This is a genomic window from Pseudomonas sp. X4 (genome assembly GCF_040784925.1).
GTDB lineage: Bacteria > Pseudomonadota > Gammaproteobacteria > Pseudomonadales > Pseudomonadaceae > Aquipseudomonas > Aquipseudomonas putida_Z.
Map to the genome: position 1 here is coordinate 3,738,803 of NZ_CP160798.1, position 12,102 is coordinate 3,750,904.

Consider the following 12,102-nt stretch of genomic DNA (forward strand, 5'->3'; position numbering starts at 1 on the left):
GACCTCAATCTAGACCCTTGCGGTCAATTGTGCCGGAGGGTTCGGCACAGCCGCCCGTCGGCATGCAGCCACGGGGGATGCGGGTTTGGTTAACTGGGTAAAGCGAAACGTGTCGATGCAGGAGGTGGCGGTATGCATCGCTTGATCATCGAAGTGGACCGGCAGCTTTACCAGCAGCTGGAGAATGCGGCCCAGGTGCATCACCTGAGCCTGGAGGCCGAATGCCGGCGCAGGCTGTCGGGGCTGGAATGCCAGTCGCGCTACCTGCAGGCGCTGCTGGCAGAGATGCGCGCCGATGCCGCTGAAGGGCGCTGGCGCGCCCGTGAAGACGAGAAGGCGTAGCGATCGAAGTTGGTTACTTCTTCTTGTTGCCGGCCACGCAGCTGGCATTGTCGAACGCCTGGTCCATGATCGGCTGGTTGGTCTTGTAGACCGTGAAGCGGTAGACCATGACCGCGCCTTTGGACATCAGGTTGCGGAAACCGCTGTTGCGGCAGACGCTGTCACCCAGCTGGCTGCGTACCTGTTCGGGGTTGGCCTGCATGCGCTCGGCATGCTCCTGGCGCACGCTCAGGTGGTTGACCAGTGCCTTGCCTTCCACGGTGTAACCCTGGTCGAGGATGTCCTCGTTGATGGCTCGCGGGGTGCCGACACTGCTCTCTTTGGCAACCTTCTGCAGCGTGTTGTTCAGGTCGTATTCCTGCTTGGAAGCCGCCTGGGCTGCCAGGGGCAGGGCGAGCAGCAGGCTCAGGGCGGGGACGATACGGCGCAGCATGAATCTCTCCTGGTTCGATGACTGGCGCTTTGACATGCGCGGGTCGACGGCGTTCCGTGAAAACCCCACTGTGGCTGCAATTGGGGCCGCAGTGCGGCCCATCGCCGGCAAGCCAGCTCCCACAGGGATTGCACATGGCCTGGGGGCAATGCGGTCGAGGTGGGAGCTGGCTTGCCGGCGATGGGCTGCGCAGCAGCCCCAGAAGCGCGCAGGCGCGAGGCTGGGGTAGGGTAGAAACAACGATTATAAGGGCCGCGCCGCCACCTGCACAGCAATTGCCCCCTGTTCTGGTAGACTGGCGCCCTTAGTTTTTTCCGAGTCATCCTTGTGTCCATTCCCAACCTGTCCAGAGGCCTGCCGGCATGAGCCATGCGGTAGCGCGCCTGCGCGCCGAACGCCTGGCCCGCAGCAACAAGCCCTTCATCGCCCGTGGTTCGCGTGCCGAGCGCTGCCCCGATTGCCGGGTCATCGCCACTCATTGCCTGTGCGCCTGGAAGCCGCGGGTGCAGGCCGAGTCCGGCGTGTGCCTGCTGATGCATGACACCGAGCCGCTGAAGCCCACCAATACCGGCTGGCTGATCGCCGACCTGATCGAGGACACCTCGGCCTTCGGCTGGCTGCGCACTTCGGTCGACGAACGCTTGCTGGCGTTGCTGGGCGATCCGCATTGGCAGCCCTACATCGTCTTCCCCGGCGAATTCGTTGCCCAGGAGCGGGTGGTCAGCGAGGTAGTACGCGAGCCGGGCAAGCGCCCGCTGTTCATCCTGCTGGATGCCACCTGGACCGAAGCGCGCAAGATGTTCCGCAAAAGCCCGTACCTTGACCGCTTCCCGGTGTTGAGCCTGCAGGCCGAGCAGATGTCTCGCTACCGCCTGCGCCGCTCCAAGCGCGACGATCACTTCTGCACCGCGGAAGTCGCTGCCATGTGCCTGGACCTGGCCGGTGATACCCAGGCCTCGCAGGCGCTGGACGCCTACCTGGATGTGTTCAGCCTGCATTACCTGAGCGGCAAGCGGCGCCTGCCGCTGGACGAGCAGGACGACACCCACCAGCGTTTGCATACCTTCCTATAGTCCAAGGGGCACAACCCCTGCTTTGGTTCATAATGACCCTTACCCGAGTGCCCGACACAGAACAGGATCCCCAGATCGATGGCCACTTACGAAATCCTGATTGCCGATGACCACCCGCTGTTCCGTGGCGCCTTGCGCCAGGCCGTTACCCTCGGCCTGGGCCCGGATGTACGCCTGGTTGAAGTCGCCAGCATTGCCGAACTGGAAACCCGTCTGAGCGAAAAAGCCGACTGGGACCTGGTGTTGCTGGACTTGAACATGCCGGGTGCCTACGGTTTTTCCGGGCTGGTGCTGCTGCGCGGGCAATACCCGCAGATCCCCGTGGTGATGGTATCGGCGCAGGAAGAGGCCGCAGTGGTGGTCAAGTCCCGCGAGTTTGGCGCCAGTGGCTTCATTCCCAAGTCCAGCACCCTGGAAGTGATCCAGGATGCGGTGCGCAAGGTGCTCGACGGCGAGGTCTGGTGGCCGCCGCAGGCGTTCGAAAAGGTCGATGTCTCGGCCGAGGCCAAGGCCGCCAGCGAAGGCCTTGCCAGCCTCACGCCGCAGCAGTTCCGCGTGCTGACCATGGTCTGCGAAGGCTTGCTGAACAAGCAGATCGCCTATGAGCTGAACGTGTCGGAAGCGACCATCAAGGCTCACGTGACCGCGATCTTCCGCAAGCTGGGTGTGCGTACCCGCACCCAGGCGGCGTTGTTGCTGCAACAACTTGAATCGGTTGCCAGCAGCTGAGTGCGCGTGGCTTCACGCTTTTTTGACCCGTGCCGGTCTAGTCTGCTGGCCTTTCCGTTGTGAAGTGACTCACATGACATCGCCATTCAAGGGCCAGACCGGCCTCAAACGTATCCTCAACGCCGCCGGCTATTCGCTGGACGGCCTGCGCGCCGCCTTCAAGGGCGAGGCCGCGTTCCGCCAGCTGGTGCTGCTCAACGTGCTGTTGGTCCCGGTCGCCTTCTGGCTGCCGGTCAGCCGTGCGGAGCGGGCGATCATGATCGCCGTGTGCCTGTTGGGCCTGATCGTCGAACTGTTCAATTCGGCGGTGGAAGCAGCCATCGACCGCATTTCGCTGGAGCGCCACCCACTGTCGAAAAACGCCAAGGACATGGGCAGCGCCGCGCAACTGGTGGCACTGACCATGGTGGCGCTGGTGTGGGGTGTGATCCTGCTTTAAGCGATCGGTGGCAATACGATCTCGTCACTGCGGGTGAAGCCCGCAGTGAAGTTGCGGCACAGTTCGAGAAATTCGCGCATGGCCGAGGTCTGGTACTTCTGTTTGTGCCAGATGAAGTAGAACTGGCGCATCAGGTCCAGCTCCGGGGTTTCTACCGCTACCAGGCTACCGCGGCGGAAGGCGTCACGCAGGGCCAGGCGCGAGATGCAGCCGATGCCCAGGCCCGACTCCACCGCGCGCTTGATCGCTTCGGTGTGTTCCAGCTCCAGGCGGATGTTGAGGTTGGTGCGGTGGTGGCGCATGGCCTGGTCGAAGGTCAGGCGCGTGCCCGAGCCCTGTTCACGCAGGATCCACGCTTCCTGGGACAAGGTCTGTACATCGGCGCGGCCCAGCTTGGCCAGCGGGTGCTGTGGCGCGCAGAACACCACCAGCTCGTCCTCGACCCAAGGCTGCACTTCCAGGTCCGGGTGGTTGCAATCGCCTTCGATCAGACCCAGATCAATTTCGTAATGCGCCACCTGTTGCACGATATGCGCAGTGTTCTGCACATGCAGCTTCACCTGGCTTTCCGGGTGCACCTGCATGAAGCTGCCGATCAGCAGGGTGGCCAGGTAGTTGCCGATGGTCAGCGTGGCGCCGACCGCCAGCGAGCCGAAACCGGACTTGCCGTTGAGCAGGTCTTCGATTTCCTTGGCCTGGTCGAGCAGGGCCACGGCCTGCGGCAACAGTTGCTGGCCCAGGGCGTTGAGGCTCAGGCGCTTGCCGGCGCGGTCGAACAGCTGGCAGCTGGACTGGCGCTCAAGCTCGGTGATCGAGGTGCTGGCGGCCGACTGCGACAAGGCCAGCACACTGGCGGCGCGCGAAACGCTCTGGTGCTGGGCCACGGCAACGAAGACTTGCAGCTGACGAAGTGTAAATCGCATATCGATATAACCGATAACACATATCTTGATAATCCAGTTAACAGATATTGTCGCTGCCCCTAAACTATCGCGCAACTGCGCGTCTTGCGCGCGCCGCGTCTTTCTTCAGGAGCCCCATTAAATGAGCAACATGAACCACGAACGTGTCCTCAGTGTGCACCACTGGAACGACACCCTGTTCAGCTTCAAGTGCACTCGCGACCCGGGCCTGCGCTTCGAGAACGGTCAGTTCGTGATGATCGGCCTGCAACAAGAAAGCGGCCGTCCGCTCATGCGCGCCTATTCCATCGCTTCGCCGAACTGGGAAGAGCACCTGGAGTTCTTCAGCATCAAGGTGCCGGACGGTCCGCTGACCTCGCAGCTGCAGCACCTGAAGGAAGGCGACGAGATCATCATCAGCAAGAAGCCTACCGGTACCCTGGTACTCGACGACCTGAACCCGGGCAAGCACCTGTACCTGCTGAGCACCGGCACTGGCCTGGCACCGTTCATGAGTGTCATCCAGGACCCGGAAACCTACGAGCGCTTCGAGAAGGTGATCCTGGTCCACGGCGTGCGCTACGTGAATGAAGTGGCCTACCGCGAGTTCATCACCGAGCACCTGCCGCAGAACGAATTCTTCGGTGAGTCGGTTCGCGACAAGCTGATCTACTACCCGACCGTGACCCGTGAACCGTTCGAGAATCAGGGCCGCCTGACCGACCTGATGCGCAGCGGCAAGCTGTTCAGCGACATCGGCCTGCCACCGATCAACCCGCAGGACGACCGCGCGATGATCTGCGGCAGCCCGAGCATGCTCGACGAGACCAGCGAAGTACTGGACAGCTTCGGCCTGAAGATCTCCCCGCGCATGCGCGAGCCGGGTGATTACCTGATCGAGCGTGCCTTCGTCGAGAAGTAAGGCGCAGGCTGATGCAAAGAAGGCGACCCTTGGGTCGCCTTTCTTGTGCCTGTGATTCATGTATCGCCTGTTCCGGCCCTATCGCCGGCAAGCCAGCTCCCACAGGAATCCCACAACATTTGAAACCTGTGCCGAACCTGTGGGAGCTGGCTTGCCGGCGATGAGGCCAGTGCAGGCAAACCCCAATCTATTCCACGCGCGTCTCGCCGCTATACACCAATATCTCCCGACACCGCTTGCACAGGTAGCGCCGCCCCTGGCGCACCAGCTTGTGCCGCTGCGCGGTAAACGGGAAGTCGCTTTGCGGGCACGGGCAGCGGTAGATGTAGCGGGTCACCACGCGCCGTTGCACTTCGTAGTTGTGGCAACGGTTGGGCGGCAGTTCATACACCCCGCGCATGATCAGCTGCCACTCCTCGCCATGGGCCTGGATGCGGTCGCCGAACAGCTGGTGGGCCACCAGATGCGCCACTTCATGGGCCACGGTCTGGCGCAGGAAGTCTTCCTGGTTTTCGCGGTAAAGCTGCAGGTTGAAGCGCAGCAGGTTCTCGTGCAGGTGGGCGACACCGGCTTTTTGCCCGCGCAGCTTGAAGCTGACTTCCGGGCGCGGGAAGGGGCGTTTGAAGAAGGTTTCAGCTTGCTGGTAACAGGTTTCGACGCGTTGTCTGAGCAGCTCGGGCATGGCGGGGTGGTTCTCCTGACCGGGCATTATGCCGCAACCCCGGGCAGCCTGCCGAGCCACCGGTCAGCGCACAGCCAGAGGCCGCCTTGCGGCGGCCCCAGGTTGATGCCCCAGTGTTGGTCGAGTCTGTTCTAGTTGGTGTAGACGGGCCCCACGCCCAGTCCCCAGATGATCACCGTGGCGGCCATGATCGCCACCAGTACCACAAGGCCCACTGCCAGCACCGAGCTGGAGAACAGGAAGCCTTCGTCGGACGGTATGTTCATGAACGTCGGCAAGCCGACGTACAGCAGGTACACCGTGTAGCAGATGGCGGCGGTGCCGATCAGCATGCCCAGCCACAGGTGCGGGTACAGTGCCGCCAGGCCGCCGATGAACAACGGGGTGGCGGTGTAGGTGGCAAAGGCGATGCACTGTGCCATGGACGGGTTGGCATCGTAGGTGCGGGCCATCCAGTGGATGAACGCCCCCATTACCGCCACCCCGGCAAGCATCGCCAGGTACGACATGATGCTCATCCAGATGGCGCTTTCCATGGTCAGCATCACCGCTGGCCGGTCGCCGATCACCCAGCCGACCTGGGTGGTACCGATGAACGCCGAAACGGCGGGGATCGCAGCCAGGATCAGGGTGTGCGTCAGGTACATGTGGCTGATGGTTTCTTCTTCGCCACGAATTTCCCGCCATTCCTGGTCGGGATGGGTAAACAGCCCCACAACGTGATGAATCATGCCGATCACTCCTCTCAATGTTGCCAAACGCCCCCCAGATGGAGCGCAAGCGGCCCGAGGCCCGAACACCGAAGCAAGCGGTAATGTGGCCTTATGTCGCAGTATAGGAAGCCGTTACCCGCATAAACCGAGCTTTTTAGAGCAAATTGCGCTGTAAGGCGCGCTGTTGATTACAATGAAGTCTTTATCGGAATGCCTACAGCGCCGCCGCGTTTGTGCGTAAAATAGCCGGCTTTTGTCACACCTCGCGGATCCAAGCGCTATGGGCACCCTCTCGGTCAACCAGAACAAACTGCAAAAACGCCTGCGTCGTCTCGCCGGCGAAGCCATCACCGACTACAACATGATCGAGGATGGCGACAAGGTCATGGTCTGCCTGTCCGGCGGCAAGGACAGCTACACCATGCTCGACGTTCTGTTGCACCTGCAGAAGGTGGCACCGATCAAGTTCGAGATCGTCGCGGTGAACATGGACCAGAAGCAGCCGGGTTTCCCCGAGCATGTGCTGCCGGCCTACCTCAAGGAACTGGGTGTCGAGTACCACATCGTCGAGAAGGACACCTACTCGGTGGTCAAGGAGCTGGTCCCCGAGGGCAAGACCACCTGCTCGCTGTGCTCGCGCCTGCGCCGTGGCACCCTGTACACCTTCGCCGACGAAATCGGCGCGACCAAGATGGCGCTGGGGCACCACCGCGACGATATCGTCGAAACCTTCTTCCTCAACATGTTCTTCAACGGCGCGCTCAAGGGCATGCCGCCGAAGCTGCGCGCCGACGATGGCCGCAACGTGGTGATCCGCCCGCTGGCCTACTGCAGCGAGAAGGATATCCAGGCCTACTCGGACATGAAGGAATTCCCGATCATCCCGTGCAACCTGTGCGGTTCGCAGGAAAACCTGCAGCGCCAGGTGGTCAAGGACATGCTGGTGGAGTGGGAGCGCAAGCACCCGGGGCGTACCGAGAGCATCTTCCGTGCCCTGCAGAACGTGGCGCCGTCGCAGCTGGCTGACCGCAACCTGTTCGACTTCACCAGCCTGAAGATCGACGAAAACGCTACCCCGCGTTTCCTTGACGTGCTGAACATCTGAGCCCATGCGCGATTACCAGTGGTTGCACGAGTACTGCCTGAACCGCTTCGGCTCGGCCCAGGCCCTGGAGGCCTTCCTGCCGCAGCCGCGCACACCGGCGCAACTGCGTGATATCAGCGACGACCGCTACCTGTCGACCTTGGCCCTGCGCGTGTTCCGCGCCGGGCTCAAGCACAGCCTGGTGGATGCCAAGTGGCCGGCGTTCGAGCAGGTGTTCTTCGGCTTCTACCCGGAGAAGGTGGTATTGATGGGCGCCGAGCACCTCGAGCGGCTGATGCACGACGAGCGCATCATCCGCCACCTGGGCAAGCTCAAGAGCGTGCCGCGCAATGCGCAGATGGTTCTTGACGTGGCCAAGGAGAAGGGCAGTTTCGGCGCCTTCATCGCCGACTGGCCGGTGACCGACATCGTCGGTTTGTGGAAGTACCTGGCCAAGCACGGCAACCAGCTGGGCGGGTTGTCGGCACCGCGTTTCTTGCGCATGGTCGGCAAGGATACGTTCATCCCTACCGATGACATGGCTGCGGCGTTGATTGCGCAGAAGGTGATCGACAAGCCGCCGACCAGCCAGCGGGACCTGGCCTTGGTGCAGCAGGCGTTCAACCAGTGGCATGCCGAGAGTGGGCGGCCGTTGTGCCAGTTGTCGGTGATGCTGGCGCATACCGTCAACCATTGAGATTTTGGGGCTGCTTTGCAGCCCAATCGCCGGCAAGCCAGCTCCCACAGGTACAGCACAGGTCTCAAGCCTTGCGCTGTACCTGTGGGAGCTGGCTTGCCGGCGATTGGGCCGCAAAGCGGCCCCCGGATATCAACTGCCTTCGCCCGCCATGCGCCGCTCATGCTGGAACTTCCAGCGCACATACAGCAGCCCGGCAATGAACAGCCCCAGGCTCACCAGCACTTCTACCCAGCCAAATACCGCCCGCGCCGGGTCGAACGCCGCCAGCACCCCCTTGATGAAATAGATATTCACCACGAAGCAGGTCCAGGCATGTGCCCGGGCGCTGCCCGTCAGCATGCCCGGCAGCAACAGCAGCAACGGCACCAGTTCGATCGCCAGGATCACCTCGACCCGCGCCCCGTGCAGGTTGGCGAACCACAGGTTGTTCACCACCAGCAGGGCAATCAGGCCAAAGAAAAACGCCAGGCTCAACGCCCGCGTCAGGCGCAGACGCGGTGCCAGCCATTCCAGCGCCGGCAATACCTTGGGCTTTTTAGCCACGTGCGGCCTCCAGGGCCTTGGCGGTGTTCGCCAGGCGTTGGCCAAGGGCGCGGCACAGGGCTATCTCGTGCTGGTCGAGCTCGCGCTTGCCATCGGCGCCAGCATGATGGCTGGCGCCATACGGGGTGCCGCCGCCGCGGGTCTCGAGCAGTGCCGATTCGCTGTACGGCAGGCCCATTACCAGCATGCCGTGGTGAATCAGTGGCAGCATCATCGACAGCAGGGTGGTTTCCTGCCCGCCATGCAGGCTGGCGGTTGAGGTGAACACGCCCGCCGGCTTGCCGACCAGTTCACCGCCCAGCCACAGGCTGCTGGTGCCATCCAGGAAGTACTTGAGCGGCGCTGCCATGTTGCCGAAGCGGGTCGGGCTGCCCAGTACCAGGCCGGCGCAGTGGCGCAGGTCGTCCAGGGTGGCGTAAAGCGCGCCACTGGCCGGGATGTCCGGGGCCACTGCTTCGCACTCGGTGGAAATCGCCGGCACCGTGCGCAGGCGGGCTTCCATGCCGGCCAGCTCGATGCCGCGGGCGATGTGCCGGGCCATCTCGCTGGTCGAACCATGGCGGCTGTAATACAGCACCAGGATGTAGGGCTGGCTCACGGCAGGATCTCCAGTACTTTCTCGGGCGGTCGGCCGACCACGGCCTTGTCACCGACGACCAGGATCGGCCGCTCGATCAGCTTGGGGTGCCGGGCCATGGCCTCGATCAGTTGTGCGTCGGTCAGTGCCGGGTCGGCCAGGTTCAGCTCCTTGTACTCGTCCTCGCCGGTACGCAGCAGCTGGCGTGGGGCGATGCCCAGCTTGCCGAGCAGGGCCTTCAGGGTGGCAGCGTCGGGCGGGCTCTCGAGGTAGCGCACGATGGTCGGCGCCAGGCCGCGAGCTTCGAGCAGTTCCAGGGCGCCGCGGGATTTCGAGCAGCGCGGGTTATGATAGAGCGTGAGGTCGGTCATGTCGGGTCGCATCCAGCTGGGTGTGGCGGCTATTCTAACCGCAGCGACTGACCAATTTGCTTTAAAACTCGAGAAGGATTGACCCATGGCAAGGCGTCTGGCAGCAGTACTGGCCATCACCGCGAGCCTGTTGCTCGGTGGTTGCGGTGCCGATTATGGCGTGGACCAACACGGTAATACGGTTAAGGCCGAACAGATCGATGGGCACTGGCTGGTGCTCAACTACTGGGCCGAATGGTGCGGGCCGTGCCGTACCGAAATCCCTGAACTGAACGCGGCAGCCAAGCAGTGGGCGGCCGACGGTATCAAGGTGGTGGGGGTGAACTTCGATGGCTTGCAGGGGCAGGAGCTGAAGCAGGCTGCCGAAACCCTGGGCATCGCTTTCACCGTATTGGCGCAGGACCCGGCCGAGCGCTATGACCTGCCACGTAGCGAGGCATTGCCGGTGACCTACATCATCGATGACAAGGGCAAGGTGCGGGAACAGCTGATGGGCGAGCAGACCCTGGAAGGGCTGCAGGCCAAGATCAAGGCACTGAAGGGCGCCTGAAGTCAGCCTGTACCGGCCCTATCGCCGGCAAGCCAGCTCCCACAGGTACTGCACAGCATATGAATCCTGTGCAGTACCTGTGGGAGCTGGCTTGCCGGCGATAGGGCCGGTACAGGCAATAGCGATTCAGCCTTCCTCAGGCCAGAAGCGCAGCGGCTTGCCTTCGGCCGGCCAGAAACGCATCTGCTCGATAGGCGACACATCCCAGCGCTGCACTGTTTCCAGCGCCTGCAGGAAGCGCTTTTCCTGCTCCATCAACGCCGGTGCGCAGAGCTTGCGGGTCTTGCCGACCTTGCCGAAGCTCAGGTGCTCGCCGTCCAGTGTGTACGGCGCAAACCAGTGGTTGCAGCCGCCGTTGCCATAGGCACGGCCATCGCTGGCCAAGGTCAGGGTCAGGTGGCTGTAGTCGATCAGCGGCCGTTCGCCAATCCACTCCAGCACGTAGCTGCGCTCCTGCTGCAGCTTGGAAGGTTCCGCGGCGCAGCCGAGCAGGCCGGTGGCAATCAGCACGCCGGTCAGCAGATTCTTCACTCGGCGCTCTCCTGGCAACGCGGGCACAGGTGTTTTTCGCCACGGCTGGCCCAGCCCAGCTCGGCAACGCGCGCGCTGGCGGCAGGCTGGCGGGCTTTCTTGCCCAGCTTGGCGTCCACCGCGAACTCGAAGTCCAGCACGGCGTCGCAGCTGTCGCACGCAACCTGCCAGGTGAGGATTTCCAGCTCGTTGAACACCGGGCCGCTGGCCACGGCAACCCACTGGCCGCGCGGGTTGATCAGGTGGCGCACGCTCTCCACTGTCAGGCGCATGGACAAGTCCTTGCTGCCCTTGAGGGTGACCAGCAGGGTGTCGCCTTTGTGCATCGAACCGCCGTTGCCGGTGACCTGATAGCGGCCCGGCACCAGGGCGCGGCACTCGATCAGGGTGTGTTGCGGGTTGAAAAGGGTGTAGCGGAAATCGTGCTCGACCATGGGTCCTCCAGAAATGCCGCGTATCCTAGCACTAACCCATCACCAGATTCTGTGGATTGCCTGCCGCCCAGCGGTTGATGTTGTCCAGCGTGGTCGCGGCGATGGCATCCAGTGCCTCGCGGGTAAGGAACGCCTGGTGGGCAGTGATGATCACGTTGGGGAAGGTCAGCAGGCGGGCCAGTACGTCGTCCTGCAGCGGCAGGTCGGAGCGGTCTTCGAAGAACAGCTGGGCTTCTTCTTCGTAGACGTCCAGGCCCAGGTAGCCGAGCTGGCCGCTCTTCAGCGCGTCGATCAGCGCCGGGGTGTCGACCAGCGCGCCGCGGCCGGTGTTGATCAGCATGGCGCCGGGCTGCAGCTGGGCCAGGCTTTGTGCATTGATCAGGTGCCGGGTGTGCTCGGTCAGCGGGCAGTGCAGGCTGATGACGCGGGCTTCGCGCAGCAACTCGGGCAATGGCAGGTAGCGCGCGCCCAAGGCCAGCAGGTCGGGGTTGGGGTAAGGGTCATAGGCCAGCAACTGGCAGCCGAAACCGGCCATGATGCGGGCAAAGGCGGTGCCGATCTGGCCGGTACCGACCACGCCGACGGTCTTGCCGTGCAGGTCGAAGCCGGTCAGCCCGTGCAAGGTGAAGTCACCCTCGCGGGTGCGGTTGTAGGCCCGGTGCAGGCGCCGGTTCAGGGCCAGGATCAGTGCCACGGCGTGTTCGGCCACGGCGTGCGGCGAGTAGGCCGGCACCCGCACTACGGTCAGGCCCAGGCGCTGGGCGGCGGCCAGGTCGACATGGTTGTAGCCGGCCGAGCGCAGGGCGACCAGGCGCGTGCCGCCTGCGGCCAGGCGTTGCAGCACCTGGGCGTCGAGCTCGTCATTGATGAAGGCGCAGACCACCTCGTAGCCATCGGCCAGGGCAGCGGTGTCGAGGGTCAGGCGGGCGGGCTGGAAGTGCAGGTCCAGGGTAGTGCCGCTGGCGGCACGGGTGAAGCTTTCCTGGTCGTAGTGCTGGCTGCTGAACAACAGGGCGCGCATGGTGGCTTCCTTTGCAATGGTCTGGGGATTGTAGCCAGCGGGTTGAAAGGGGTGTT

Annotated in this window: 18 protein-coding genes; 8 read left to right on the plus strand and 10 right to left on the minus strand. The window is 63.3% G+C overall.

Translation table 11 applies throughout. The features are described from left to right. The first annotated feature begins 132 nt into the window (after positions 1-132). Positions 133-342 carry a hypothetical protein gene (locus ABX298_RS16655; RefSeq protein WP_025337998.1) on the plus strand — a complete coding sequence of 70 codons (210 nt, stop codon included), beginning with the start codon at positions 133-135 and terminating at the stop codon, positions 340-342. Positions 343-355: 13 nt separating this feature from the next. Here ABX298_RS16655 and ABX298_RS16660 read toward each other — a convergent pair whose 3' ends face one another. After that, the gene (locus ABX298_RS16660) at positions 356-775 is read right to left on the minus strand and encodes a quorum-sensing-regulated virulence factor family protein (RefSeq protein WP_075043996.1); all 420 of its coding nucleotides are present in this window, start codon (positions 773-775) and stop codon (positions 356-358) included. A 362-nt stretch (positions 776-1,137) separates the two neighbouring features. Here ABX298_RS16660 and ABX298_RS16665 point away from each other — a divergent pair, with 362 nt between their 5' ends. The 3 genes from ABX298_RS16665 to ABX298_RS16675 all read left to right on the plus strand — a co-directional run bounded on the left by ABX298_RS16665 (position 1,138) and on the right by ABX298_RS16675 (position 3,016). Then, entirely contained in the window at positions 1,138-1,848 is a 711-nt protein-coding gene (locus ABX298_RS16665) for a tRNA-uridine aminocarboxypropyltransferase (protein ID WP_075043997.1), read from the plus strand. A 78-nt stretch (positions 1,849-1,926) separates the two neighbouring features. Further along, positions 1,927-2,577: a response regulator transcription factor ErdR gene (gene erdR, locus ABX298_RS16670; protein ID WP_025338000.1), complete on the plus strand. Its 651-nt coding sequence runs from the start codon at positions 1,927-1,929 to the stop codon at positions 2,575-2,577. Between the two features lie 73 nt (positions 2,578-2,650). Beyond that, the gene (locus ABX298_RS16675) at positions 2,651-3,016 is read left to right on the plus strand and encodes a diacylglycerol kinase (protein ID WP_025338001.1); all 366 of its coding nucleotides are present in this window, start codon (positions 2,651-2,653) and stop codon (positions 3,014-3,016) included. Here ABX298_RS16675 and finR read toward each other — a convergent pair. Beyond that, the gene (finR, locus tag ABX298_RS16680; RefSeq protein WP_004375481.1) at positions 3,013-3,939 is read right to left on the minus strand and encodes a LysR family transcriptional regulator FinR; all 927 of its coding nucleotides are present in this window, start codon (positions 3,937-3,939) and stop codon (positions 3,013-3,015) included. The two genes, ABX298_RS16675 and finR, sit on opposite strands and share 4 nt — an antisense overlap. Positions 3,940-4,060: 121 nt before the next feature. On the opposite strand from finR, the gene fpr reads away from it, so the two are divergent. Further along, positions 4,061-4,840 (plus strand): ferredoxin-NADP reductase, encoded by a 780-nt coding sequence (gene fpr / locus ABX298_RS16685; protein ID WP_004375483.1) that lies wholly within the window; start codon positions 4,061-4,063, stop codon positions 4,838-4,840. 187 nt (positions 4,841-5,027) lie between these two features. Here fpr and ABX298_RS16690 read toward each other — a convergent pair whose 3' ends face one another. After that, positions 5,028-5,522 (minus strand): SprT family zinc-dependent metalloprotease, encoded by a 495-nt coding sequence (locus ABX298_RS16690; RefSeq protein WP_025338002.1) that lies wholly within the window; start codon positions 5,520-5,522, stop codon positions 5,028-5,030. 131 nt (positions 5,523-5,653) lie between these two features. After that, on the minus strand, positions 5,654-6,253 hold the full coding sequence (locus tag ABX298_RS16695) for a Yip1 family protein (protein ID WP_003252385.1): 600 nt from the start codon (positions 6,251-6,253) through the stop codon (positions 5,654-5,656). A 262-nt stretch (positions 6,254-6,515) separates the two neighbouring features. On the opposite strand from ABX298_RS16695, the gene ttcA reads away from it, so the two are divergent. Both ttcA and ABX298_RS16705 read left to right on the plus strand, forming a co-directional pair. Further along, positions 6,516-7,340, plus strand: a complete 825-nt coding sequence (gene ttcA, locus ABX298_RS16700) for a tRNA 2-thiocytidine(32) synthetase TtcA (protein WP_012270926.1) — start codon at positions 6,516-6,518, stop codon at positions 7,338-7,340. Between the two features lie 4 nt (positions 7,341-7,344). Then, positions 7,345-8,016, plus strand: coding sequence for a DNA-3-methyladenine glycosylase I (locus ABX298_RS16705; RefSeq protein WP_367393353.1), 672 nt, complete (start codon positions 7,345-7,347; stop codon positions 8,014-8,016). A 132-nt stretch (positions 8,017-8,148) separates the two neighbouring features. Here the strand turns inward: ABX298_RS16705 and ABX298_RS16710 are convergent, their stop codons facing one another. From ABX298_RS16710 to arsC, 3 genes are read right to left on the minus strand one after another with little or no spacing between them, the layout of a single operon-like run. After that, positions 8,149-8,562: a DUF2069 domain-containing protein gene (locus ABX298_RS16710; RefSeq protein ID WP_075043999.1), complete on the minus strand. Its 414-nt coding sequence runs from the start codon at positions 8,560-8,562 to the stop codon at positions 8,149-8,151. Next, entirely contained in the window at positions 8,555-9,160 is a 606-nt protein-coding gene (wrbA, locus tag ABX298_RS16715) for an NAD(P)H:quinone oxidoreductase (protein ID WP_075044000.1), read from the minus strand. Before wrbA ends, ABX298_RS16710 begins: the two co-directional genes overlap by 8 nt. Next, entirely contained in the window at positions 9,157-9,510 is a 354-nt protein-coding gene (arsC, locus tag ABX298_RS16720) for an arsenate reductase (glutaredoxin) (protein WP_075044001.1), read from the minus strand. The genes wrbA and arsC overlap by 4 nt, the downstream gene beginning before the upstream one ends. A gap of 85 nt (positions 9,511-9,595) precedes the next feature. On the opposite strand from arsC, the gene ABX298_RS16725 reads away from it, so the two are divergent. After that, on the plus strand, positions 9,596-10,060 hold the full coding sequence (locus ABX298_RS16725) for a TlpA disulfide reductase family protein (RefSeq protein ID WP_015269224.1): 465 nt from the start codon (positions 9,596-9,598) through the stop codon (positions 10,058-10,060). Between the two features lie 126 nt (positions 10,061-10,186). Here ABX298_RS16725 and ABX298_RS16730 read toward each other — a convergent pair whose 3' ends face one another. From ABX298_RS16730 to ABX298_RS16740, 3 genes are read right to left on the minus strand one after another with little or no spacing between them, the layout of a single operon-like run. After that, on the minus strand, positions 10,187-10,591 hold the full coding sequence (locus ABX298_RS16730) for an META domain-containing protein (RefSeq protein ID WP_004375489.1): 405 nt from the start codon (positions 10,589-10,591) through the stop codon (positions 10,187-10,189). Next, positions 10,588-11,025: a hypothetical protein gene (locus ABX298_RS16735; RefSeq protein ID WP_004375491.1), complete on the minus strand. Its 438-nt coding sequence runs from the start codon at positions 11,023-11,025 to the stop codon at positions 10,588-10,590. The genes ABX298_RS16730 and ABX298_RS16735 overlap by 4 nt, the downstream gene beginning before the upstream one ends. Before the next feature lie 31 nt (positions 11,026-11,056). After that, a complete protein-coding gene (locus ABX298_RS16740; RefSeq protein WP_025338007.1) occupies positions 11,057-12,046 on the minus strand; it encodes a 2-hydroxyacid dehydrogenase in 990 nt (329 codons plus the stop codon). Positions 12,047-12,102 lie beyond the last annotated feature (56 nt).